Origin of the sequence: Bulleidia sp. zg-1006, assembly GCF_016812035.1 — a bacterium.
Taxonomy (GTDB): domain Bacteria; phylum Bacillota_I; class Bacilli_A; order Erysipelotrichales; family Erysipelotrichaceae; genus Bulleidia.
Genome location: NZ_CP069178.1, coordinates 931,523 through 956,674 on the forward strand (window position 1 = coordinate 931,523; position 25,152 = coordinate 956,674).

The following is a 25,152-nucleotide window of genomic DNA, read 5'->3' on the forward strand; positions in this document are numbered from 1 at the left end:
CTTTTTCCCCTTATGTTCCTAGCTGAATTTCTATCTTATCATTTTTATGCACCACAGAGTTAGCTGGAACGGACTGTTTCAAGACAACACCATTTCCCTTTACGACAAAATTTAATCCCGTCACATCTCGTAATGATTCAATTTCTTTACGCGACCAACCACGCAAATCCGGTAGATTAAATTGATTCTTATCCATCACTAAAAATACTTTTTCATTTGATAATACACGATGTGTCGCAAGTGGATATTGACTAATAACCGATTGTCCTTCTCCGAGAACCAATAAATTGACTTTGCTTGATTTCAATTGTTGCTTAGCATAAGGCAAACTATGATTCACAACATTTGGCATCGTGGATTGAATCAGTTGTGTTCCTTTATCTTTTTGTTCACTTGATTTTACCGTTTTATCACTAAAACCATAGGTCATCGCAACCTTTCTTAAGAAAGCCTTTTGTGGCTCAACATCGACATGAGCACTTAGATTATCCGGTCCTTTAAACGCATAATACACCAAAACCTTTGGATTTTCAGCCGGCATCGCACACATGAAAGAAGAAATTGTCTTTCCTGTATCATAACTACCCTTTTCCGCTACTTGGGTTGTTCCGGTCTTACCCATCAATTTCACATTTGGAATTTGGTAATACTTCGCTGAACCGGTTTTATTATGAACAACCTGTGTCATTACTTTTTGAATTTGCTTGGCTGTTTCGGCTTTAATAGGTTTACCAACAACCGTTTTCTTGGCTTGATAAATCACCTTGGAAGAATCGTAAGCATCCTTAATTGATTCCACAAAATATGGTTTTACCAATTCTCCATTACCGGTTAAAGCCGTATAAGCCTGCAACAATTGAATCAGTGTTACCGTTGAACCCTGTCCAAAGGATAAAGCAACCTTATCTCCCGGATAATTATAATTTAGACTTGTGGCGGTTTCCGGAATACCATCGGTATCCACATTTTGAAAGAAATGAAATTTCTTCAAATATTCCAAATAAATGGTTGGATTGATGTATTCGGTTAAAATCGTTGCCGCAATCGTATTTAAAGAATGAATTAAACCGGAATCTAAGCTTTGACTATTCCATTGACGACGACGAGCGTTGTAGATACAACCATAGCTATTGCTTTCACTTGAACGAACAGGGTTATTTTTATTATCGGATGTAAAACACCATTTATTTCCCTCCGCTTTCTTTTCACCATTATACTTACTTTCATTCATAGCCGCCGCCCAGGTGAACGATTTCATTGTTGAACCCGGTTCATATGGCATTTGCATACCAAAGTTTGAGTATTCCTTGATGTTTTCAAGTGTATTTGGATTAAAAGAATTGGATTGACCCCAAGCCACCACACGACCGGTATCAATTTCCATCGCCGCGCCCCAAACTGCTTCCGCTTTCATATTCTTCATAGTTTGTTTCATAGACTCCTCGAGGGTATTTTGAATACCGGAATCCAAGGTTAAAGTCACGTTATTGCCATTCACTGCCGCTTTGGTTTCTTGTTTCATACCTGGTAATACATAGCCATTTTTATCTCTTTGTTCAACAATCGATCCATTTTCCCCTGTGAGATAGTTATTTAAATACATTTCTAATCCCATCTTACCAACGGTATTCCCTTTGGTATCACTAACCGCATATCCAATCAAATTCGTAGCAAACTGTCCATTTGGATAAACACGCTTAATAGAATCTCGGAATTCAATACCGGGAAGCTTGGCTTCATCAATTTTTTCCTTTGTTGCCTTGCTTAAATTACGACCTTTTACACCCAATTCAGTTTGGTAGATTTTTTGATTGAATTTTTTGCGAAGCTCTTCTTTTGAAATACCTAAGATAGAGCTTAAAACCTCAGCCGTATGTTCTTTATCTTTGACATATGCCGGCTTTTTATCACCGGTTAAGCGCTCCTTCAAAACACAAATAATATCGTAGGTACGATTATCTTGGGCTAAGACATTACCATTGCGATCATAAATCACACCCCGAAGAGCTTGTTCAGTTTTTGTGACTACATTTGCTTTATCAATATATGGTTTTAAATCCGTCTTTGAACGCATATGGTATTTCCCAATGCTTACCTGAAAGACAGAATAGATCAAAAGGAAAAAAACCAGTGATGAAACCACTAATATTTTTCCACTTTCTGCTATCACTCTCTTTTTTGCCATACTTACTCACCCATTTTGGTATCAGGAGTTTGAACGGTTGTGATATTAGCTTGATTACGAGTTAAACCTTTTTTATTTGCAATTTTATTAATGCGATCAGAAACCAATAACTTTTGTGTTTCAACCGCAATAGCGTTGTTTTGTAACTCTAATGTCGCTGTTTCTGATTTCACTTTTTGCACTTGAGTTGCTAAAGAGTTATTCAAATTGCTAATGAACAAAGATGATACCAAATATAGTATAAACGCTAAAATAAATGTCATCATATAAATACCATCTAAATTTCTTTTCACTTTTTTTGTTTTCTTAACAAGACGTGCCATATTCCTTTATCCTTCTCTCTATTACTCTTAACTTCGCACTATGCGATCGACGATTGATTTCTAGCTCTGTTTCTTTTGCTAGGATTGGTTTCTTATGCACCAATCGAAAGTCAGCTTGCTTTATATCCCTGGATTTAATTGGAAGTCTTGTGTCCGGTTGTTCAACTTCACAATGTTTCTTTAAAATATGTTTGACCATGCGATCCTCAATCGAGTGGAAACTAATGACCGCCAAGCGACCACCTTCCTCCAATAATGAACAAGCTTGATTTAAAGCTTGTTCCAGCGATCCTAATTCATCATTAACTTCCATACGAATGGCTTGGAACACCTGTTTTGCTGGATGTTTCTTTTTTCTTAACTCCTTTGCCGGTAGACAAGATTTAATGATGTCTACTAGTTCAAAAGTGGTTTCAATTGGTTGGATTGCACGAACTTCACAAATCTTACTAGCAATCTTAGGTGCATAGCGTTCTTCTGAATACTTGAAGAAAATATCGGTTAACTCTTTAGCACTATAATTGTTGACCACTTGATAAGCATCCAAATCCTGCTTTTGATCCATGCGCATATCCAAGCGTGCCTCAAATCGATAGCTAAAGCCTCTTTCACCTTGATCAAACTGTGGTGAACTAACACCAAGGTCAAAAAGAATACCATCGACTTTTTCAACTCCTAACTCATGAAGCTTTTCAACCATTCGAGAAAAATCTGCATGAATTAAAGTTACTTTCTTTTCGTAATCTTTAAGTTTTAAAGAGCACTCTTCAATAGCTTGTTCATCTTTATCAAAAGCATATAAATGACCGGTGCTTAATTGCTTTAAAATCTCTGTACTATGCCCGGCTCGACCTAAAGTTGCATCCACATAAATACCATCCGGATGGAGATTTAAGGCTTCCATACTTTCTTCTAACAAAACCGAAATGTGTTCACTCATAGAAGCATCTCCGTTAAGTCTTCCGCAAAGTTTTCAAAGTTGTCACCACCGATTTTGCTATACTCGTCGTATTTCTTTTCCGGCCATATTTCAAAGTGATTGGAAGCACCAACTACCACACAAGCCTTTTCAAACCCTTCATCACTTAATTGGAATTGAGGAAGAAGAATACGACCTTGTTTATCTAAAGCACATTCATCCGCCTTTCCGGTGATACGACGAACAAAGGCTCTTGCCTTAGCATTGGTTATTGGTAAGCTGTTGAGCTTTTGCACCAAAGTTTCCCATTCTTCTTGTGCAAAGGCGGCTAAACATCCATCCAGCCATTCGGTCACATAAATCTTGAGGGTTAATTGGTCACGGTATTTAGCAGGAATCATCAAACGGTTTTTAGCATCTAAGTTATGGCGATATTCACCTGTAAACATTCTCATTTCATAACTCCTTCCCACTTCTTACCACTTTCTACCACATTTTATCAAAAAATTATCCTTTTTCAAGTGTTTTATCGTTGAAAACAGCTTCTAATAAGACACAAAAAAAGAAGAAAAGAACTTCTCTTCTTCTTTAAAAAATAAAAAGACTTTTCCAAAAGGATCAGTCTTAAGCATTTACTGCAGAACTTTCTTTACCTGTGCTACCACAGCTTGGGCATGCGTGGTGAGGAAGCTTGTAAGCGCCACAATTAGGGCACTTCACGAATGTGGCAGCGGCTAATTTGTAGTGCGTTCTTCTCTTGTTCTTGCGTGTTTTTGAATTTCTTCTTTGTTGAACAGCCATCTTATTGCACCTCCTAATCTTGTTCTTTAAATTCTTTCAACTTTGCCAAACGAGAATCCATTTCCTTAGCCTGACTTTGTTGATAGGCAGCTTCACTATAGACCTTCCAGCCATCCCCTTCGGGATACTCATCATCGGCTGCTTGTGTTACTTGTAGAGGAACTTCTAATTGAATGACATCTAAGATTGCTTTATGCAAATCCACAACACCATTTTCAACTAGGCGAACACCATCTTCTTCACTTGGAACGAAGCTATACACTTCATCGCTTTCCGTTTGAAATGGTAAGCGAAGAGGTTTGTTCGTAATGGAATCGGGAAGTACCATATCACCTTCCAAGTCTAAATGAACTAAAACTTCTGTTTCTTCTTCATTCAGATAACCATGGGCGACTAGATGAACATTCTCAAGCGCTAAAATCTCCGGCATTTGTTCCAAATCAGCTTGTGAAAACTGTAAATCTTGATCCAAATGTAAGTTGTCATTTTGCAATAACTGCGCCTTCGTCCACTTCACTTCGTTCTCCTTACCTAATAACGCCTAATTATTATACCAAAGGGAAGCCTAAAGTCAATCAAACCCACAGATACATTGCTTAAAGTTCTAGTTTCCTGCTATTCTAGCATGGTAGAAGGAGAAAATAGATGAAAACCTGTGGTATTGTTGTGGAATACAATCCCTTTCACTTTGGTCATCTTTACCAAATTCAAAAGATAAAAAAAGAGCTTCAAGTAGACGCTATCATTGTTGTGATATCTGGTAATTTTGTCCAACGAGGAGAGCCGGCCCTCTTAGATAAATGGACTAGGACCGAAGACGTTTTGAAACAAGGTGTGGATGTGGTCATTGAATTACCTTATATTTATGCTAGTCAAAGTGCTTCTCAATTCGCCAAAGCTGCGATTAAAATCCTTCAGTTAGCACAAGTGGACTATGTTTGTTTTGGTAGTGAATGTGGTAATCTGGAAAATCTAAAAGAAATTGCCCAAACTCCCGTCAATCCCGATTATTTACACGAAGCAATGCGGGATGGTAGTTCCTTTCCAAAAGCTTATTCTTTATTAACTGGAGCCATGTTACCAAATGACATTCTAGCGGTTAGTTACTTAAAAGCCTTAGAGAACTCCTCCATCCAGCCTTATTTAATTCAACGCCAAGGAGAAGCGTATCATAGCTTGAAAAATAAAGAATTAGCCTCTGCCCAAGGCATCCGTTATGCTTTAAGACATAAACAAGATGTTTCCAAAGCAACACCGCTATCCTTTCAAGGCAAACAATTTCATCATTGGAACGAGTATTACCCTTTCCTTCGCTTCCAACTTCTATCTAGCACAAGAAAAGAGTTACAATCCTTTTTCCTAGTCCAAGAAGGCATTGAGAAACATTTAATCAACTGTGCTAAGGAATGTGAAAACTTTGAAAAATTCATCAATATGGCAGTGAATTATCGTTACACCCAAGCTCGTATTCAAAGAACTTGTCTACAAATCCTAAATCATATTAAAAAAGAAGATGTTCAATCCCTAAAACCACTTCATCAATTTCGTATTCTTGGTTTCAATACGATTGGGCGAAAATGGTTAAAAGAAAATAAAAAGCTCCCCGCTATTGTGAAATTCTCTAAGCTAGATGAAAAGCTTCGTCAAATAGAATTAAGAACCACCTACAGCTATGCCCTTGTTCATCACGAACAAGAGCTCATCGAACGCGAAGTAAAAGGACCTATATTTATTGAGGTGACCTCCAATCAGTAGACTTTTGGGGGTCGATACATATTGCCCTAGGTCCTTCTTTTGTTATTTTGATTGAATTAAAACATTTGAGTAGACTTTATCCACATCATCCACTTCATTCAACATATCCATTAACTTGTGATAGGCATCAATGTCTTCCTGTTCAGTTAATGTCACATATTCACTTGGCAACCAAGTGGCTTCGCAAGTTTCAAATGTTAAATTTGGAAACTTTTCTTCAAAAACTTCATGCGCCTTGCCAAAATCAGTAAAAGAAGTTTTAACCGTCATCACGCCATCTTCAACATTCATATCTAAAACATCCACATCGCCTTCCATCATGGCATCCAACATGGCTTCTTCATCTTCAAATGGGAATACAAATAATCCCACACTTTCATAAGTATAAGAAGCACTACCGGCATTAACCATCTTAAATCCTTTACACTTGTTAAAACAGGTTTTAACATCTGTAATTGAGCGATTGGTGTTATCCGTTAAGCAATCCACAATAACCGTTGCTCCAGCAGGACCAAAGCCTTCATAGCGAGCTGCTGAATAATTGTCTGCATCGCCACCTTTTGCCTTTTCAATGGCACGCTTAATAACATCGGCAGGAACCTGATTGCTCTTAGCTTCCGCAATCTTTCGTTTTAAATTTAAGTTCATTTCAGGATCAGGAACACCAGACTTCGCCGCAATAAAGATTTCCTTTCCGAAACGCGAATATAATTTTGATTTCATGGCAGCTGTTTTTGCCATCGAAGCAGCTCGTACTTCATGTGCTCTTCCCATCGATATACCTTCTTTCTTTTCGTAAACGACGCCATTATATCAAAAAGCCTTCGTTCTGTATAGATAAATGGCTTGTGTTAGAATAGAAATATGTCTACCTATGTTATGAGTGATTTGCACGGCTGTTATGATGAATTTTTAGAAATGTTAGATAAAATTCATTTCAATCAATATGACCATCTGTACATCAACGGTGATATTTGTGATCGTGGTCCTAAATCTATTCCTTTATTACAATTTATTATGGCTCAGTCAAATATGACTGTCATTTTAGGTAATCATGATGTTTGGTTAAGAGATTATGCAGATTACTTAATTGATTTAAAAAACAATCGTCAAAAAGAACCGGCTTGTTATGAACTTCGTTTGTGGATGGAAGCCAATGGTGGTGCCTCGACCATTGATCAATTTTTATCTTTATCTAATCCCGAATGCTATGACATTAAATGTTACTTAGAAAGTTTAAATCCTTATCAAAACCTAAAAGTACAAAATCATCCATACTCCCTTGTGCACGCTGGTTTAGGAAAAGAAATAAAAGATTACCATTTAATTCCTTCACTTAAAGAAAACACATTGGTTTGGTGTGAAGAGGATTTAACTGCCAATTCTCTTTCTAATAGCACTTTAATCGTCGGTCATGTTCCAACTTTCATTTATGGGAAACAATATGAAAACCATATCATTCATACCGACCACGATGTCTTTCATATTGATGGCGGTTGTGTCTTTGGTCGTTGTCTTCTTTGTTTAAGATTAGATGATCAACAAGAATTTTCAGTACCATCCAAACAAGTTAAGCCATGATGAATGGCTTTTTATACAGTATTGATGATATTGTACCTTTTCTTTGCTTATCTATTCAAACACCTCTTCACTACAAGCTTTTCCTTCTTTTATTGCCATTACCTAAATCAATGATTCCTGAATTAGATATACACATTTGCTGAGTGGTAATAGTGTATGCAAACTTATCTATCTCTACATAATCAATCATCTTATGGGGTATTTTTTACCTTATTAAAGCTTTTCTAATAGCACCTATACCACCAAACATCATGGTTTATTATTTCCCATGCTTTGCGTGCTCAACCCTCTAAAGAGAACAACAAGAAAAGAGGCAGACTTCTTCTATGCAAAGATTCTTGCACAACTAAAGTCTTAGCCTCTTTTTTATTTTCCTAATACTTCTTCGATATGAGCTTTCACTTCTTCTGCTGTTGCCAATTGAACACATTCATCCGCTAGTTTCTTCATCTCTTCATAACTCAAAGAATTGATTACCTTACGCGCTGGCAAAATAGAAACTGCTGACATAGAGAATTCATCCAATCCTAGTCCCAATAAAATAGGAGAAGCTTGAGCATCACCAGCCATTTCACCACACATACCACACCATTTACCCTGTGAATGAGCGCCATCAATCGCCATCTTAATTAAACGGAGAACGGATGGATTGAATGGTTGATATAGATAAGAAACATTTTGACTCATACGGTCAGCTGCCATGGTGTATTGGATTAAATCATTTGTACCAATAGAGAAGAAATCCGCTTCTTTCGCTAATTGGTCTGCATTAACCGCAGCTGCCGGAATTTCAATCATAATACCAACTTGAACTTTAGCCATCTTCACGCCTTCTTTTTCTAATTCAGCACGAACTTCATCATACAATCCCTTAGCCTCACGGAATTCATTCACAGTCGCAATCATTGGAAACATAATCGCTAACTTACCATAAGCAGAAGCTTTTAATAGGGCTCGCAATTGAGTACGAAAAACATCTTTTCTCATTAAGCAGAAACGCACCGCACGAACTCCTAAGAAGGGATTCATTTCTTCTTCAAATTGGTAGTACTTTAATTTCTTATCGCCACCAATATCCAAAGTACGAATAACTACTTGACGACCTTCCATCGCTTCTAACACTTGCTTATAAGCAGAAAATTGAACCTCTTCACTAGGGAAATCTTCCTCACTCTTCATATATAAAAATTCAGTACGAAATAAACCAACACCCTCACCACCGTTATCCAAAACAGCTTGTACATCTGCCGGTGATCCGATGTTACCGACTAAATCCACTTTATGACCATCCAAGGTCATGGAATCTTTATCCTTTAAGCTCCTTAATTCCTCTTTTTCTTTTTGGAAATCCAGCCATTTTTCTTGATAAGATACAACTTGCTCAGAACTTGGATTTAAAATGATTTCTCCTGCAATCGCATCTAAAATAATTTCATCACCATTCTTAACTTGGCTTAGTAAATCACCACAACCAACAATAGCCGGAATCTCTAAAGAACGAGCCATAATAGCCGAATGAGAAGTACGACCACCCATTTCAGTCACAAAACCCTTTGCGTATTCTTTATTTAAAGAACCTGTATCCGATGGTGTTAAATCTTTCGCTACAATCACAACCGGTTCCTTTAAAGTCACAAGATTTGGAATCTCTTTACCTAAAATATTGCATAAAAGGCGGAATGAAACATCCTTAATGTCCGTTGCACGAGCTTTCATATATTCATCATCCATGCTTTCAAACATGCCAACCATCCTATCCGATACACTCTTAGCGGCACTAGCGGCACTAACCCCATCATTTTGAATAGAACTTTCAATGGAGGAGCGATATTCCGGATCATTTGCCATCATTAAATGAGCATCGAAGATTTCTAATTCTTCTGCCTTTAAGCTCTTAGAAGCTACTTCCTTAATCGCTTCAATATCTGAAATAGTCTTTGCCATGGCTTTATCTAAAATAGCCATTTCTTCATTCACTGATTTTACTTCTGCACCAATTTCCACAACCGGTTGTTCTAGCTTATAAACCTTCGCAATAGCAATACCTTGCGATGCTGCAATACCTTTCATACTTGTCCTCCTATATTCCCCTTGGAAAAGCTTTACTAATTTTATCATTCAAGAGAGTTCTAGGCAATTTAAGAATTCGACAATCGCTACTTTTTTTAAACGATAATAAGAAGATTTAGCAAAATATTCCATGTACCAATTGTTTTTCTTCTTTTCTAAATAATCATAACGAATAATCCAATTTGTTTCTGTTGAACAGGTCATCAGTGCCTTTTCGATCAAGTTCAAAAATTGTTCATCGTATGCACTTCGTTGAAATTTCTTTTTACAACATTGGTAAGCTTGACCGACGTACATCAGAATTCTTTGCTGATCTTGGTAACACTGGATACACATCTTATATTCCTTTCAACCACGTATTACCAATCTACGTGAAATTCCCTTAAAATCATAAATCCTCTATATAAACTATTGTTACACCAATTTAAATTGAATTTTACCACTAAAAAAAGGCAACTAGTGCCTTTTATTCTTGTACCTCAAGTAAACCGTAACCACCTAAATCACGTTGATAAACAATGGCTTTTTTATTCGTTTCCTCATCCGTATAGACATAGAAACTATGTCCCAATAATTCCATTTGAAGAATGGCTTCATCAAGGGACATCTTATCCGCTTGAATAATTTTTGTACGAACCGGAACTTCTTTCTCCTCTGCTTTTGCGCTTTCATCAATGAAAGCTTTCGCTAAATGTTCACGATGGCGCTTCGAAAGACGCGTTTTTTGGCGACGAATTTGATCCTCCAGCTTGTCAATCGCCAAATCAAGAGCCGCGTAGAAATCCTCTTGAACAACTTCAGCACGAACCGTGCCAATCTTGGTTGGAATGGTAATTTCCACCTTTTGTGATTTTGGATACACACGAGCCACAACACGAGCTATTGTATCATCCTCCACTAAGAGATACTTTTCTAAGCCGGTTAGCTTGTCTTCAATTTGGCTACGCATAGCCTTTGTGATTTCCACATTCTTACCAACAATTTCAAAACGCATATGATACCTCCTATAGAAAAAGGTTCTTCCCTTTTCTACCTTTATTTTAGCATTTTCATTTCGTGAGTGTCATCAACCAAGAGATACTTTTCATGAAGGTAAATGAACCTTAAACTATCTTCCCTAATCTCACACTGAAGCTTTCTCTTCTCATCGAAGTCCACTTTTTTCTTCTTTAAACCTATATTAGAATAAACAAACCCAATAACGATAAAGACGATCATCCGCCATATGAAAAATCATAATCCTTGTGACATTGGCAACATTGCCGCCCCAATAACCCCCGGCTCATCACATTCTGCCATTAAAAATGGTGTATCACCAACAAAGGTATGTGATTGTGTTTTAAAGGATTCAATCACTTCACTAAAGAACAAGTCAGCTGATTTCATAACGCCACCGCCCAACACAAAAGCTTCAGGATCCACAACACAAGAGATTGTCGCAAACAATTGTCCTAAATCACGGACGATTTCTGCTTTTAATTTCAAGGCATCTGGATTAGCTTGTTTCGCTAATTGGAATACTTGACCGGCGTGTTGAATATCTTCTTGAGGGAATAAAGCTTTTCCTTTTCGAACAATCGCTGTACCACTGTCTTCATTTTCGATTGCCCCAACATTTAAATAATTAATCTTCTCACGATTACGATCAACGATAATATTCGCAATTTCTCCACCAAAACCATGACTTCCCGAAATCACTTGTTTATGCCAAACGAAAGCACCACCAATACCCGTTGAAATTGTTACGTAGTAAATACTGGAAAAATCTTTTCCGGCACCAACCATCGCTTCCGCTAAAGCAGCCACATTCGCATCATTATCAATAAACACAGGCATCCCAAATTCTTTCTTTAATTCACCGGCTAAAGGATAGCCTTGAAAACCCGGTAAATTTGTTTCTAAATTCATCGCTCCTGTCTTGGTGTTGACAGGACCTGGAACACCAATACCGATTGCTATACAATTTTTCCAATTGGGAATTTCACGAACCAAAGATTTCAAATTAGATAACACCTTTTCAACGCCTTCATTTCCATAAGAAGCGCTTTTTATACTAGCTAATATTTCCCCTGTTTCACTGACCTTAGCCACTCGCACATTCGTTCCACCTAAATCAATTCCAATATATGTTTTCATCATTTATCTCCTAACATCATCTCTATTATACAAAGAAAAAGATGAGATTTCTCTCATCTTTATTTTGTGCTTGCTAGCGTTCCAAACGGATCCCAAGGTTTTAAGACCTTTGATGGTTTCTTTAAAGCGTTCAAGGCTTTCTTACTTAAATACTTCTTATTGACCGCTGCTACATAAACATATTGATCAAACCATGTATCCGAAGCAACGAAATAGCCTTTATGAGCAATCGTATCGCCCCAAGAATTCTCAATCTTCCAACGATTTGGTTGATTATTTACTAAATTAACACCTGTCAAAACCATGGCGTGATTCATCATGGATTCATGACTATCCAACAGTTCTGCTTTACTCATTTCTAATTTCATATCAAAGCTAGAAGCATAAGCATATTGTTGATCATCCCACGCCCCTGTTGTACGATTAGCAAACTGTAAGCAATCACAACCGAACCATGTTGGCATACCATCTTTCATTTGGGCAATAACAGCTTCTTTCAGCTCATCCATTGGTAGATTTAACATACAGATATCCTCACCATCCACTACATTTCCCAATAATTCAACCGAATATGTTTGATAGAATTTCTTGTCTGCGGTTGGTCCATTGATAATATAGATATAATCTTCTAAAGCAATACCTAAATCTTCATAAAATTTCACTGGATTTAGGTTTTCTAAGCGATGGAATTTTTTGTCTTTATCACGATATTCCCAAGTGAATGTTTTGGGTGGTAAACCGAAACAAGAAGCTAATAAACCATAAATTTCTTCTAGGGCCTCTTTATGCAACTGAGCAATTTGCGTTTCATTCTTGCCTTGAATATCCAAAACAAAACGGCGTAGACGACGATTTAATAAAATATTGGAGTTTGTATGGGATGATTGGTAAGTTTCCGGCATTGCGGACTTTACAACAATTCCATACTTACGAATCAAACTCACTAACATATTCCATTGACCACCATCACCAACAGCTTCTTTGAGTAAGAAACGCATTTTTTCAGAATCTAATCCAGCCCCGATTTCTTGAATGGCACAGGTCATAAACCAGTTGGCTTTTTCTAATTTATCGTAAAATGCTACATAATTTTGTGAGAATTCCAATTCTTCTACGTTATATTTCTTAGCTGTCGCTTCTCTTAAAACATTTAATGCCGAGAAAATCCAACAACGTCCTGATTGAAGTTGGTTCGTCACCGGCATTGTTTCTAAATCTAAGGAGAACATGTTTTGGTTATCTCGGTCTGCCATTTCATTGTGGACAACATCATTTAATGGATGCGTACTTAAAGCATGACGTAATACCGTCGCTTTCTCATTCTTACTATATTTTTTCTCTAGTCTTTCAATTTCTTTTAACTCAATTTTCATACCATTTCCTCTCCTTTTTATTTAGTATAAGTTAGTTATAGATAACTGTCTATAGATTTACCGAATGACACTATTTTGCTTCTTAATTCCAGCAATCGATAGAACCTCTTCAATTGTTGCAACGGGAACAATCTTCAACTGATCTTTTACTTCTTGTGGGACATCCTTTAAATTCTTTTCATTATCCTTTGGAATTAAAACTGTTTTTACCCCCGATCGAAGCGCTGCCATTAACTTTTCAGGCAAACCACCAATCGCCAGCACACCGCCACGAAGTGAAACCTCACCTGTCATTGCTAAACTTGGATGAACTTTTTGATTCGTCAACAAAGAAGCTAGTGCCGTCGTAATCGTTATGCCGGCACTTGGACCATCTTTCTTAACAGCACCAGATGGGAAGTGAATATGAATATCATGGTTTTCCAATTGTTTCGCTTCTTTTGGAAATATCGTCTTCACTAGAGATAAAGCAATCTGCACTGATTCTTGCATCACTGAACCAAGTTGCCCCGTCATCTTAATATTCCCTTTACCCTCGCTCATTAGACTTTCAATAAAGAGAATCTCACCACCGGCCGCTGTCCAAGCTAAACCGGTCACAATACCGGCCTTGGCATTTCTTTGAATTTTAGCATGTTCAATTGGATCCATATCCAATACTTCTGATAAGTTTTTTCGACTGACACGGAATTTTGATGCGCGACCTCGAGAAACTAATACCGCTGTATAACGACAAATTTGGTCCATCCTCTTTTTTAAGCCACGCACACCGCCTTCCATCGTGTAACCCGAAATGATAGCTCGAATACTATCATCGCTGACCGTTAACATGGATTTAGAAATACCCATCTTTGCCATGGATTTTGGCAATAAATGACGCTTAGCGATTTGGAACTTTTCACTTTCCGTATAGCCTTGAAATTCAATCACTTCCATACGATTTAATAATGGCTCCGGAATAGAATCCAAGCTATTCGCTGTACAAATAAATAAAACATTCGATAAATCATAAGGTACATTCATGTAATGATCCGTGAAGGTGTTATTTTGTTCAGGGTCCAACACTTCCAATAAAGCCGAAGCCGGATCCCCGTTGTACGAAGCTGATAATTTATCAATTTCATCCAGCACCATTACCGGATTAGAAGAACCGGACTTCTGAATACCATTCATAATACGACCGGGCATGGCTCCAATATAAGTGCGACGATGACCACGAATATCCGAACTATCACGAACACCACCCAAAGCCACACGGACATATTCACGCTTTAAAGCACGAGCAATGGATTTACCAACGGAGGTCTTACCGGTTCCTGGAGCTCCCACGAACAAAAGAATAGAGCCGGTTTGTTGGTGGTTTAAATCCATCACGGCAATTTGTTCCAAAATACGCTTTTTCACTTTCCTTAAACCATAGTGATTTTCATCCAAGATTTCCTCCGCCTTATGAATATCAATTTTTTCAGCCAAAGGAACTTGCCAAGATAATGAAGTTAAAAAATCTAAATAGTTATAAAGATTCCCATATTCCGGTGAATTAGAACCTTCTTGTTTCATACGAGAAAGAATTTTTTCAGCTTCTTTTAGAGCTGTTTCATTCATCCCGGATTCTTGAATTCTTTTTTCCAGTTTACGAATATCACTTACATTTTCCGGATGCATCTCATCCAACTCTTTTTGCAAGAATTCAATTTGTTTCTTAATTGCCATTTCGCGATAAGCTTTCTGATTGTCTTCCTCTTGAGCTGAACTGGCCGCTTTGGATACATTGCTCATCTCTGTATATTCCAAAACATATTTTTCAATCATCGATAAACGTTTTTCTTGCGAATCTTCAACTAGCAACGCATATTTATCCTCAGCGCTAATACTGATGAGTTGCGACATGCCTGTCATAATTTCTTCCGCTGTAGTCATCTGTTGGATATAGGATTTTGCTCCTAATGCCCAACGATATTGCGATGTAAATTGAATTAAACTATTCTTTAGACCTTGAATACGGCTTTGGTAATTTTCTTCCTCCACATCTTCTTTTTCAGGATTGTTGATGACACTGGTAACCCCTAAAGTACGATTCGCATTTAAATACAAATCTTCAAACTCAATGCGATTGTGTGTTTTAACAATTAAAAAACCATCGTTATGTACTTCGGTAATAGTTCCCGATACACCTAAGCTATAAAAGTTTTCAGGAAGAAAATTTTCTTCATTCAATGCTTTCTTCTCTAATGCAAAATATATTTTTTCACCCACTTTCGCTTCTTTGCCGGTGGCTTCTTTAAAAGATTCACTCGTTAGGAAAACTGTGGAATGAGGAAGAATAACAACGTTATAAATAGGAACGATTTCTGCCATAGTTTAGTTACCTTTCTTTTATGACTATTATTTTAGCACTTAAAAAGAATGAGTGCTAATATTACGCTCATTCTTTCCCGATTTTCTTTTTACCGATATATGCAAAATATTTTTTCAGTTTTGCTTCATAAGCATTATCACTAAAACGATAGAAGACTTCTTTTCTAATCGCATCGGGCAAATACTGTTGCTCCACATAATGATGAGGATAATCATGAGCGTATTGGTAGCCTTTTTCTTTACCAATATTCTCTTCACCCTCAATCACGATATTCTTTAAATAGGCCGGTATCGGAAGATTACCATACTTTTTAACTGCCTCTTGAGCTTTATGAAGTGCCAAGTAGCTTGCATTTGATTTTGGTGCACAAGCCACATAGGTACAAGCTTGAGCTAGAATAATCGTCGCCTCCGGTAAACCGACTCTTTCCATTGCCAAAGCACAGCTTGTCGCAATTTCAATCGCTCTAGGATCAGCGTTACCAACATCTTCACTAGCACAAATCATAATACGACGAGCAATGAAACGTTCATCCTCCCCTGCCTCTAACATCCTAGCCAGATAATAAATGGTCGCATCGGGATCAGAACCGCGCATACTTTTAATAAAAGCAGAAATAGTATCGTAGTGATTATCCCCATCCTTATCATAACGAAGTACTTTTCTTTGAATACATTCACTCGCTATTTCTAATGTGATTTCACGATAACCTTCCTCATTCGCATCGGTTGTTAATATCGCTAATTCAAGAGCATTAAGAGCTACTCTTGCATCACCATCACTAGCTTGAGCCAAAAAGCTATAAACATCTTCTTGAACTAGGGGCATAAAGACAGCCATTCCTCGTTTATGGTCAGCACAAGCTCTTTTTAAAAGTTGCACAATATCTTCTTTAGAAAGTGGTTTTAATTGAAAGACCGTGCTTCTTGATAATAAAGCTCGATTGACTTCAAAATAAGGATTTTCAGTGGTTGCCCCAATTAAAGTGACCAATCCTTCTTCAACAAAAGGTAGTAAGTAATCTTGTTGGGCTTTATTGAAACGATGAATTTCATCAATAAACAAGATCGTCTTTTTACCATATTGTTCCTTATAGTTTCTAGCTTCTTCAACAATTTTTTCTAAATCCTTTTTACCCGCTATGGTCGCATTGACTTGTTCAAAATTAGATTTTGTACTATGAGCAATCACCATTGCTAAACTTGTTTTTCCTGTTCCTGTTGGTCCCGTTAAAATAAGCGAAGACAAACGGTCGGCTTGGATAGCTCGATATAACAATTTATCTTTTGCTAAAATATGTGACTGACCAACCACTTCTTCTAATGTCCTAGGTCGCATACGGTGTGCCAACGGTTCTTTCAATTCATCATTTTCTTCTTGGAATAAATTCATACCCTTATTGTATAAAAAAAGAAGACTTTCGTCTCCTTATTTATCGAAATAATCCAAAGAGTCCGCCCATTGACCAATCAAGGCTGAAATGGAACTACCGTGAATAGCGGCCGCTCTCTTTAAATGAGCTTTTTGAGCTTTTGTAATATAGGCTGAAATTAAAATCTTTTCATGATTCGTTTCAATCGCACCAAAGAATTTATTTTGGATTTCTTTTGTGCCTTGTTCAAATACATAGTGCTGAGCCTCTTTAAAACGAAGTGGACGCATTCTTTCCGAATTTTCGTCATACAAGAAGAACTCCCCTGTTGATTTTTGATAAAGATCGCGCTTCAATCCTTCTATATTCAACGACATCACAAACACAGAAGTTTCTGTATCATAAACTTTTCCATTATGTACTTTTCTCATAAAAATCTCCTTCTCTGCTATAAGCTTTCTTATATATAGTTTTATTCTACACGAATTTATACAAAAAATACCACTATTTTTTACTAGATTTAGAATTTATTTGGAATAATTACTATTAAAATATGAAAAAACGCCTTGTTTTTTACATAAAGGTTGATTGATCCAAAGAATACTATTTGAAGATTAGACGAATGATTGCCTTATCTCCTTAAGCTAAGAGAATATTCCTTTTACAAATGCGGTCAACAGGACTTGAACCTGCATGAGTTTCCTCACTGACGTCTGAGATCAGCGTGTCTACCATTCCACCATGACCGCCTATAATAGCCTTCCTAAAGGCTATTCCATTTTACTCTATGATAAAACAAAGTGCTAGTTCTTCCTTTTTAATCCAATTAAGACAAAGTAGAAGAAACTTTGGGCAAAGATGAGTGCCAGCAATATTCCTATATCCTGTAAGGACTGTAAACTTGATACATCCATAGATTGATGAAGCATTAACCATAAAAAGATAAGACTATACGCTAATGCCATAGAAATAATGACTATTTTTCTCATCTTAGTAATTGGTGGATATATCACCAATAAAGCAACAATATAACTCATGGCTGACCAAAGCAGAATCCATCTTGACAATTGTAAATAACGAAGAACGATGATACCAAGTAATAATTGAAAAGCACACGGAACGGCTTTTAAAATAGCCCTTTTTAAATAATCTTTTTGAATTGGATCCGGATGACTTTCCCATTGTAATAAGAAAGTAGGTATACCTACACCAAAGGCAGATAAAACGGTTAAATGAATAGGCAAAAAAGGATAACTATATTTTAAAACCAACAACAAAATCGTAAGGACAAAGGAATAAATAGTCTTCATAAAATACAAAGAAGCACTATTGGAGATATTAAAAATAATTCTCCTTCCCTCTTCAATCGCCTTTGGGACTTGCGCAAAATCATTATGAACTAAGACAATATCACTCACATTCTTAGCAGCTGCATGAGCTCTTTCAAAACTAATTGACACATCCGCCTGTTTTAAAGCCGATACATCATTCACCCCATCACCAACCATCGCAACAATATGCCCTTCTTGTTGAAGATGCTTAATAATATCCTTTTTCTGTTCCGGAAGCGTACGACCGAACACTTGTAAAGAATAATCCAATTTTTCATTCACATTAGCACTTCTTGTTAGATTTTGATAACCAGCCTTACGAGCAATTGAAGCGACCGTTCTTTCATGGTCACCAGAGATAATGCGTAGGTTTACATGTTCATTTTGTAAATAGGCTAATGTTTCTTGAATATGATTCTTCAATTCATCCTCTAAAACCACATAGCCGATTGCTTTTACTCCTTCGATTTGATCTAACTTTCCTTTTCCTTGAGCTAAAGTAATCACACGATTCCCGGCTTCTTGTTCCCAAATTAGCTTTTCCGGTAATTCACCACCAAACGATTCCATCGAGCCAACCAAAAAAATAGAACCATCCTTCATTTTAGAAGCACTGTACTTTCGCTTAGAAGAAAAAGATAAATACTCCTCTAAACGTTCCTCTTGTTTACCAAAATATTTCTGTAATGCAAGTTGCGTTGGGTTATTCGTTGTTTCTTGACTGATGTGCAATTTTAATTGTCTTTCATAAGAAGTTTCTAACCAAGTCACTTCTTTAACTTTTAATTGACCGGTTGTTAGAGTTCCTGTTTTATCCAAACAAATGGTATCTACTCTCGCTAAATTTTCTAAAGCATTCAAGTTTTGGGTTAGGACATACCTTTTGCTCAAACGAAGAGCACCAATCATCGTAGACATACTGGTCAATACCAACAGACCTTCCGGTATCATACCAATCAAAGCGGCCACTGTTGCTAAAACGGTTGCTTCATAGCCAATCTTAGAAATTTGAACAAGATATAAAGCAATGCCAAGTGGTGCTAATAAAATAGAAATCAACCATAAGAATTGATCCAACTCTTTCACTAGACCCATCTTTCCTTTTTTCACTTTACGAGCTTCTTGAATCATTTGTTCGGCTTTACTCTCTTGGGCTATTGTGCTTGCTTTTAAGATAGCTTGTCCTGACAGCACATAGCTTCCTCCAATTAAAGCACTTCCCGGATTTTTAATGACTTCCTGCTCTTCCCCAGTTAATAAAGCCTCATTGACTTCTAAATTTCCTTCTAGCAAAATAGCGTCTACCGGAATTTGTTGACCAACGGATATTTCAATTTGATCACCTACTTCAATTTCATCTCGCAATAAAAGTTTATCTTGTTTATAAACATGGTATTTTTCTTGCACAAATAATTCCATCTTTTTAAGTTGGTGTCTTGCTTTAACGGAGTGGTACACACTTGTGACAACCGCAAACAAACATGCGCCCATAAAAAGACCATTTTCTATTCGCCCAATGCTAGCAACCCAAACAAAAAGAAGCACATTTAAAAAATTAAAATACGTAAAAATATGTTCTAAAAAGAGGTCTTTCCAAAAAGTATCTTTTGTTTTATGATGCATGCAAAATCATTCCTTTTAATCGTTGTTTGAATAATGTAATTTGTTGAGAAGAAAGCGTTTGATGGTTTTTGGCAGCTATGCCCATTTCTTGGGCAAATAATAGTGCGTTCCTTGCGTCAATATTAGCTAACTTTGCCAGTGAATAAGCAATTGCAATGTACTCTTCATCTGCAAATGCACGATTTTCTAATAAGAACTTTTGCTTTAATTCAAAGCCATATAAAGCTTGAAATTGAGCTAAGAATAAAATGGTATTTTGGCTCTCTTCTTGTAAACCGGAAATCATCGTTTCTAAATAATCAAAATTTTCTAATAATAAATCCGTATCTTCTAAAACCATAATTGGATGCAAATCCAACATAGCATCTAATAGTTCATCCTCAATGGCTTGGAAATAAGAACCTGGTGCGAAATAAACTTCTTGTCCGATTTCTTCTAATAAACCAAGCACATCTTTCGCATTTTCACTAATCAAAGCATCCCCAAATACCAAAACACGTTCAAAGTCTTTTGGCTCAATCGTTGTAAATAAATTATTTGAAATATTAAATTCAACTCCTGGAGCATAAATGCGATTAGAACGATTCTTTGTATCAATAAGCAAAGTCGATGAACCATGAATGCCTTCAATATGTTGCACATCAATTTGTTTCTCAGATAAATAATTACCTAGTTCATCACCAACGCTCCCCTCTCCCACAGGAGCAATCACTTCATAAGGAAAGCCAAATTGTTGATAAACAGTGGCCGCTTTTAAAGCTGAACCACTTAGTTGCAAATGAGAAGAAAGAACTTCATAATCTTCATTCCCTTTAGGTAATTCTTTAACATATTCAAGCCATTCGGCTTGTACAGTACCAATAATAAGTGTTTTTTTCATATGACCATTATAACAAATAAAAAGCCCCAATTTCATTGGGGTTTTCCACAAGGTGGCTCCAGGCGGAATCGAACCGCCGACACAAGGATTTTCAGTCCTTTGCTCTACCGACTGAGCTACAGAGCCAATGGTTGCGAGGGAAGGATTTGAACCAACGACCTCCGGGTTATGGGCCCGACGAGCTAACCGGACTGCTCTACCTCGCGATGTGTTTGAGTGTTAATAATGGCGGAGGAACTGGGATTCGAACCCAGGCGCCGATTTCTCGACCTACCGGTTTTCAAGACCGGACCCTTCAACCACTTGGGTATTCCTCCAATAGTGGACCCTGAAGGACTCGAACCTTCGACCAATCGGTTATGAGCCGATAGCTCTGACCAACTGAGCTAAGGGTCCTCATGTGGTAACACTCTTGTTAAAAAACAAATGGTAGCGAGAGTGAGATTCGAACTCACGACCTACCGGGTATGAACCGATTGCTCTAGCCAACTGAGCTATCTCGCCAAATGGTCGGGATGGCAGGATTCGAACCTGTGACCCCTTGATCCCAAATCAAGTGCACTACCAAGCTGTGCTACATCCCGAAAGCGCGCCGAGCAGGAGTCGAACCCGCAACCTTTTGATTCGTAGTCAAATACTCTATCCAGTTGAGCTATCGGCGCATATCTATTTTTCAGTGCCCATTTATATTACCATTGCCTAACCCTTTTGACAAGAGCTTTTTTTAACTCTTTTTTCGCCTTTGGATTGAAAACCATCATTTCCTTTCAGATACTCCATAACGATTTGTTTCTTAAACTCATATGAATATTTTGCCATAAAAATACCGACCTCCAATCGTTAGATTTTGGTCTAACTTTTAGGGGTCGGTACAATCTCAGGGCTATCTCTTATTCATCTAAATCTAAAATCTCAATCATATTATTCTTGTAGAGAACCGCTTTCGCTCCATAAATAGCTTGAATACCACCATCTACATCCAATACATCTGTTGCGCCAATCTTCTTTAGTTTTGCCTTATCTACCTTTGAAGAATCCTTAACATTCACTCGCAAACGAGTGATACAAGCATCCACATCTTCAATATTTTCAGAGCCACCTAAAGCCGTAATAATTTCTACTGATTCCTCCTTTATTGAGGACTTCGATTCCACCTTAATTTCTTCTTCCTCTTCTTCACTTCGACCAGGTGTCATCACATTAAACTTAGTGATGTAGAATCGAAAGAAGAAATAGTAAAGTACGGACCACGCTAGCCCAAATGGAATTTGTAATACCCAATTTGTATGTTCATTTCCTTGTAAGATACCGAACAATGTGAAGTCAATTACCCCACCAGAGAAAGTGTTACCAATCGAAATATTCAATACATCCGCAATCAAGAAACTAACACCATCAAAGAAAGCATGAATAATATATAACAACGGATTAACAAACAAGAACATAAATTCGATTGGTTCCGTAATTCCGGTGATAAAGGAAGTTAAAGCCACACCAATGAATAAGCCTTTGTACTTTGAACGACGTTCTTTTGGTACGCAATGATACATCGCCAGACAAACCGCCGGCAAACCAAACATCATTGTTGAGAAACGACCAGCAAAGAAACGCGTTCCTTCGGTAAATAAACCAACATGGTTCGGATTGGCTAGTTGAGCAAAGAAAATCTTCTGAGCACCAGCCACGGAAACACCTGCAACCGTTTCAACACCACCAAGTTCGGTGTACCAGAACATGGGATAAACCATATGATGAAGACCAACTGCACCACATAAACGCATTAAGAAACCATACAAGAATGTTCCAATTGGACCAGCCTTAGCAATGTATTGACCGGAAGTCACCAATAAGTTTTGGAATGGAGGCCATACCACAAAGAAAATTGCACCAACACCAATTGCCGCAAAACTGGTTACAATCGGCACAAAACGAGAACCGCCAAAGAAGCCTAATACCTGAGGCAATTGAATATTTTGGTACTTATTATGCAATGTGACCGCAATCAGACCAATCACAACAGCTCCAATCACACCTGTATCAATCGCATTTCCTTTAGGATTAAAGATGGCTAATAAAGCAGAAATCGTAGCCGTCATCACCAAATAACCAACAACCCCTGCTAAAGCAGCTGTTCCTTTATCCCTCTTTGCTAGACCAACGCACAAACCAATGCATAATAGTAAAGCCAAATTTGTGAAGACCGCATTTCCTGCCGCCGACATAACTTGGAAAATCCCTTGTAAAACAGGATTCGCTAAAACCGGATAAGCCGCTACCGTTGTCGGGTTAGATAAAGCACCACCGATACCTAGAAGTAAACCGGCCGCCGGCAAAATAGCAATTGGCAACATGAATGATTTACCAATTTTTTGTAATGTCTTAAACATACATTCTCTCCTTTCTTTCTATGTATGAACACAAGAATTCTTATGTTTAGACCAAGGGAATACTACGAATAATATTTTCTAAATGAACACTCAAATAAGCCATTTCCGCTTCATTTAGCAATAAACCATATTTTTCTTCAATGACTTCAGAAATCTTTTTCGCAAGTGCGAAGGCTTTTGCATAACGTTCTTGAATGACTTCCTTTAAATCATTTTGAATTTCACTATGATCTAAAAATCTCCTTACCGCAAAACGAATATGTGTCATCAAGCGTTGGCGAGCATCTTCGTATTGTCTTAAATCAACGCCTAAGTTCTTTTCAATCAGACTAAGCACATCACTCATTACTTGGAAGCTCAAGTTTGTAAAACTTAAATCCTCATGGTGCAAAGCCGCATGAATATGCATACAAAGAAAACCTGCTTCTGCTAAAGGAAGATTGATTTTTAAACTTTCATTCACCATACGCAAAGCTTTTTTCGCAAACGCAAATTCCTTGGGATAAAAATAAGCTGTTTCATCTACGAACACATTTTGTACAACAATATTTTCATGATAGCGTTTCACACTAAAGCGTAAGTGATCCAATAAAGACACATGGATGTTTTGGTCAAAATCTTGTGAAAAGCATTCTTTTAATTCACGAATGATTTCTTCCGATATAGAAACAATTTGATTATCTGTTTCACTAATTAATTTTTCATAACGAGCTAAATTCTTTAGCCCATACAAATTCACTATTTTCGTTTCATCTAAACTATCTCCGGCTTTCTTTTGAAAACCAAGACCAGTCCCAAAAGCAATCAAATTTCTTTGTTTATCATCTTGGCATAAAACCACATTGTGATTTAACACTTTCTCAATTTTAAGCATGATTCACTTCCGCAACGACTTGTCCTTTTTCCACTTTTCCATAAGATACTTTCATTGTCATATCGCCTGAATTGGTAACTAAAACGAGAACATCACTTTCTAATCCTTTTTCTTTCATCAAATTTAAATCCATATAAGAAACAACATCCCCTTTTCTAAGATGCTGACCAACCTTTACTTTTGTTTCAAAGCCTTCACCTTTTAAAGTAACTGTATCTAAACCCATATGAATTAAATATTCCCAACCTTTTTTATCCTTTACACCAAAGGCATGTCCAGTCGGAAAAACCATCGTTACTTCCCCCTCCACCGAGGAAACAATCTCATTTTCACTTGGCATAACCGCAAAGCCTTTTCCCGCTAAACCTTTTGAAAACACCGGATCATTGACTTTTTCTAGTGGTTTTAACTGACCATTACAAGGAGCAACCACTTGCGTCTTCTTTGAAAATAAACCCATACTTCTTCCCTTCTAATATAGAAAAGCTCATTAGAAAAAATCTAATGAGCTAATGCCTGTCATTACAGTAACACGCTTTTTACAAATTCATGATAACATAAAGCCCTTTCAAAAGAAAATACTTTTTACGTCTCTTTTTCAATTTTCAAAAGACTTTCTTGACGAATAGCTTCTCTTAATTCTTTTAAATAACTTGAAAATGAAGCTTCTTTTTCACCATAAGTAAGTTGTAAATCATATTCCAAAGGAAGCCAAGTTTGAATATTGGAACGATTGTGTTGAAAAACAGCTTCCATCTTATCCAAAGCCTTGTAAATCTTCGCTTCCATACTCTTCTGCTCTTCCATTTCAATATACAAAGACTTCATTCTTTCTTGTGTTGGAAGTGATAATTGATCTAACCATTCCAATAAAAGTTCTTTTTCTTTAGTGGTATCTTTCTCTTTTTTTACAAAGCTGGGAATATCACCGGTAAAGATTTCACCCAAATCATGAATAATGCACATTTCAATCACTTTATTCATATCCACATCGGGATACTCTTCTTTTAAAAGAAAAGCCATCATTGTCAACATCCAGCAATGTTCGGCAACACTTTCATGCCTTCCTTCTTGTGTATAACAATGCCTTGTTCGATCTTTTAAGCGGATACTAATATCCATGGCTTGCATAAGTTCTTCGATGGTCATAATCCGATTATAACAAAAAAACGAGGTTATTCCC

General features: G+C 37.2%; 23 protein-coding genes and 8 tRNA genes. 2 read left to right on the top strand and 29 right to left on the bottom strand.

Annotated elements, in window-relative coordinates; all coding sequences use genetic code 11:
- Positions 1-10: 10 nt before the first annotated feature.
- The 6 genes from JOS54_RS04650 to JOS54_RS04675 all read right to left on the bottom strand — a co-directional run bounded on the left by JOS54_RS04650 (position 11) and on the right by JOS54_RS04675 (position 4,745).
- The gene (locus tag JOS54_RS04650) at positions 11-2,185 is read right to left on the bottom strand and encodes a penicillin-binding protein (RefSeq protein ID WP_238928327.1); all 2,175 of its coding nucleotides are present in this window, start codon (positions 2,183-2,185) and stop codon (positions 11-13) included.
- A 2-nt stretch (positions 2,186-2,187) separates the two neighbouring features.
- Positions 2,188-2,508: a hypothetical protein gene (locus JOS54_RS04655; protein WP_203244472.1), complete on the bottom strand. Its 321-nt coding sequence runs from the start codon at positions 2,506-2,508 to the stop codon at positions 2,188-2,190.
- On the bottom strand, positions 2,492-3,448 hold the full coding sequence (gene rsmH, locus JOS54_RS04660; RefSeq protein WP_203244473.1) for a 16S rRNA (cytosine(1402)-N(4))-methyltransferase RsmH: 957 nt from the start codon (positions 3,446-3,448) through the stop codon (positions 2,492-2,494). Before rsmH ends, JOS54_RS04655 begins: the two co-directional genes overlap by 17 nt.
- On the bottom strand, positions 3,445-3,882 hold the full coding sequence (gene mraZ / locus JOS54_RS04665; protein ID WP_203244474.1) for a division/cell wall cluster transcriptional repressor MraZ: 438 nt from the start codon (positions 3,880-3,882) through the stop codon (positions 3,445-3,447). The genes rsmH and mraZ overlap by 4 nt, the downstream gene beginning before the upstream one ends.
- 169 nt (positions 3,883-4,051) lie before the next feature.
- Positions 4,052-4,228 carry a 50S ribosomal protein L32 gene (rpmF, locus tag JOS54_RS04670; RefSeq protein WP_203244475.1) on the bottom strand — a complete coding sequence of 59 codons (177 nt, stop codon included), beginning with the start codon at positions 4,226-4,228 and terminating at the stop codon, positions 4,052-4,054.
- Between the two features lie 13 nt (positions 4,229-4,241).
- Entirely contained in the window at positions 4,242-4,745 is a 504-nt protein-coding gene (locus JOS54_RS04675; RefSeq protein WP_203244476.1) for a DUF177 domain-containing protein, read from the bottom strand.
- Positions 4,746-4,873: 128 nt separating this feature from the next.
- Between JOS54_RS04675 and JOS54_RS04680 the strand changes: the two genes are divergently transcribed.
- Positions 4,874-5,983, top strand: coding sequence for a nucleotidyltransferase family protein (locus tag JOS54_RS04680; protein ID WP_203244477.1), 1,110 nt, complete (start codon positions 4,874-4,876; stop codon positions 5,981-5,983).
- A gap of 42 nt (positions 5,984-6,025) precedes the next feature.
- On the opposite strand, the gene JOS54_RS04685 is transcribed toward JOS54_RS04680, so the two are convergent.
- The gene (locus JOS54_RS04685) at positions 6,026-6,757 is read right to left on the bottom strand and encodes a YebC/PmpR family DNA-binding transcriptional regulator (protein ID WP_203244478.1); all 732 of its coding nucleotides are present in this window, start codon (positions 6,755-6,757) and stop codon (positions 6,026-6,028) included.
- 90 nt (positions 6,758-6,847) lie between these two features.
- On the opposite strand from JOS54_RS04685, the gene JOS54_RS04690 reads away from it, so the two are divergent.
- On the top strand, positions 6,848-7,564 hold the full coding sequence (locus tag JOS54_RS04690) for a metallophosphoesterase (protein WP_203244479.1): 717 nt from the start codon (positions 6,848-6,850) through the stop codon (positions 7,562-7,564).
- A 366-nt stretch (positions 7,565-7,930) separates the two neighbouring features.
- Here JOS54_RS04690 and ptsP read toward each other — a convergent pair whose 3' ends face one another.
- The 22 genes from ptsP to JOS54_RS04800 all read right to left on the bottom strand — a co-directional run bounded on the left by ptsP (position 7,931) and on the right by JOS54_RS04800 (position 25,118).
- Entirely contained in the window at positions 7,931-9,634 is a 1,704-nt protein-coding gene (gene ptsP, locus JOS54_RS04695; RefSeq protein ID WP_203244480.1) for a phosphoenolpyruvate--protein phosphotransferase, read from the bottom strand.
- 48 nt (positions 9,635-9,682) lie between these two features.
- The gene (locus JOS54_RS04700; RefSeq protein WP_203244481.1) at positions 9,683-9,970 is read right to left on the bottom strand and encodes an MG284/MPN403 family protein; all 288 of its coding nucleotides are present in this window, start codon (positions 9,968-9,970) and stop codon (positions 9,683-9,685) included.
- A gap of 130 nt (positions 9,971-10,100) precedes the next feature.
- Positions 10,101-10,628: a ribosome hibernation-promoting factor, HPF/YfiA family gene (gene hpf, locus JOS54_RS04705; protein WP_203244482.1), complete on the bottom strand. Its 528-nt coding sequence runs from the start codon at positions 10,626-10,628 to the stop codon at positions 10,101-10,103.
- 239 nt (positions 10,629-10,867) lie between these two features.
- Positions 10,868-11,770: an ROK family protein gene (locus JOS54_RS04710; protein ID WP_203245783.1), complete on the bottom strand. Its 903-nt coding sequence runs from the start codon at positions 11,768-11,770 to the stop codon at positions 10,868-10,870.
- A gap of 59 nt (positions 11,771-11,829) precedes the next feature.
- Complete coding sequence (locus JOS54_RS04715) at positions 11,830-13,143, bottom strand: C1 family peptidase (RefSeq protein WP_203244483.1); 1,314 nt, start codon at positions 13,141-13,143, stop codon at positions 11,830-11,832.
- 57 nt (positions 13,144-13,200) lie between these two features.
- On the bottom strand, positions 13,201-15,501 hold the full coding sequence (gene lon, locus JOS54_RS04720) for an endopeptidase La (RefSeq protein ID WP_203244484.1): 2,301 nt from the start codon (positions 15,499-15,501) through the stop codon (positions 13,201-13,203).
- A 67-nt stretch (positions 15,502-15,568) separates the two neighbouring features.
- Positions 15,569-16,894, bottom strand: a complete 1,326-nt coding sequence (locus JOS54_RS04725; RefSeq protein ID WP_203244485.1) for a replication-associated recombination protein A — start codon at positions 16,892-16,894, stop codon at positions 15,569-15,571.
- Between the two features lie 36 nt (positions 16,895-16,930).
- Positions 16,931-17,305 (bottom strand): hypothetical protein, encoded by a 375-nt coding sequence (locus JOS54_RS04730; protein ID WP_203244486.1) that lies wholly within the window; start codon positions 17,303-17,305, stop codon positions 16,931-16,933.
- A 237-nt stretch (positions 17,306-17,542) separates the two neighbouring features.
- Positions 17,543-17,623 (bottom strand) — tRNA-Leu (locus tag JOS54_RS04735).
- A gap of 54 nt (positions 17,624-17,677) precedes the next feature.
- The gene (locus tag JOS54_RS04740; protein ID WP_203244487.1) at positions 17,678-19,828 is read right to left on the bottom strand and encodes an HAD-IC family P-type ATPase; all 2,151 of its coding nucleotides are present in this window, start codon (positions 19,826-19,828) and stop codon (positions 17,678-17,680) included.
- Entirely contained in the window at positions 19,818-20,708 is an 891-nt protein-coding gene (locus JOS54_RS04745; RefSeq protein WP_203244488.1) for a carbohydrate kinase family protein, read from the bottom strand. Before JOS54_RS04745 ends, JOS54_RS04740 begins: the two co-directional genes overlap by 11 nt.
- 53 nt (positions 20,709-20,761) lie before the next feature.
- Positions 20,762-20,834: transfer RNA gene (locus JOS54_RS04750), tRNA-Phe, on the bottom strand.
- A gap of 2 nt (positions 20,835-20,836) precedes the next feature.
- A tRNA-Met gene (locus tag JOS54_RS04755) sits at positions 20,837-20,914 on the bottom strand.
- Positions 20,915-20,934: 20 nt separating this feature from the next.
- A tRNA-Ser gene (locus JOS54_RS04760) sits at positions 20,935-21,025 on the bottom strand.
- Positions 21,026-21,030: 5 nt separating this feature from the next.
- A tRNA-Ile gene (locus JOS54_RS04765) sits at positions 21,031-21,104 on the bottom strand.
- 31 nt (positions 21,105-21,135) lie between these two features.
- Positions 21,136-21,212 (bottom strand) — tRNA-Met (locus JOS54_RS04770).
- Between the two features lie 3 nt (positions 21,213-21,215).
- Positions 21,216-21,292, bottom strand: a tRNA-Pro gene (locus tag JOS54_RS04775).
- A 4-nt stretch (positions 21,293-21,296) separates the two neighbouring features.
- Positions 21,297-21,370 (bottom strand) — tRNA-Arg (locus tag JOS54_RS04780).
- A gap of 228 nt (positions 21,371-21,598) precedes the next feature.
- A complete protein-coding gene (locus JOS54_RS04785; RefSeq protein ID WP_203244489.1) occupies positions 21,599-23,095 on the bottom strand; it encodes a PTS transporter subunit EIIC in 1,497 nt (498 codons plus the stop codon).
- A 46-nt stretch (positions 23,096-23,141) separates the two neighbouring features.
- Positions 23,142-23,969, bottom strand: coding sequence for a PRD domain-containing protein (locus tag JOS54_RS04790; RefSeq protein ID WP_203244490.1), 828 nt, complete (start codon positions 23,967-23,969; stop codon positions 23,142-23,144).
- The gene (locus JOS54_RS04795) at positions 23,962-24,429 is read right to left on the bottom strand and encodes a PTS glucose transporter subunit IIA (protein ID WP_203244491.1); all 468 of its coding nucleotides are present in this window, start codon (positions 24,427-24,429) and stop codon (positions 23,962-23,964) included. Before JOS54_RS04795 ends, JOS54_RS04790 begins: the two co-directional genes overlap by 8 nt.
- Positions 24,430-24,554: 125 nt before the next feature.
- Positions 24,555-25,118, bottom strand: a complete 564-nt coding sequence (locus JOS54_RS04800) for an HD family hydrolase (protein WP_203244492.1) — start codon at positions 25,116-25,118, stop codon at positions 24,555-24,557.
- Positions 25,119-25,152 lie beyond the last annotated feature (34 nt).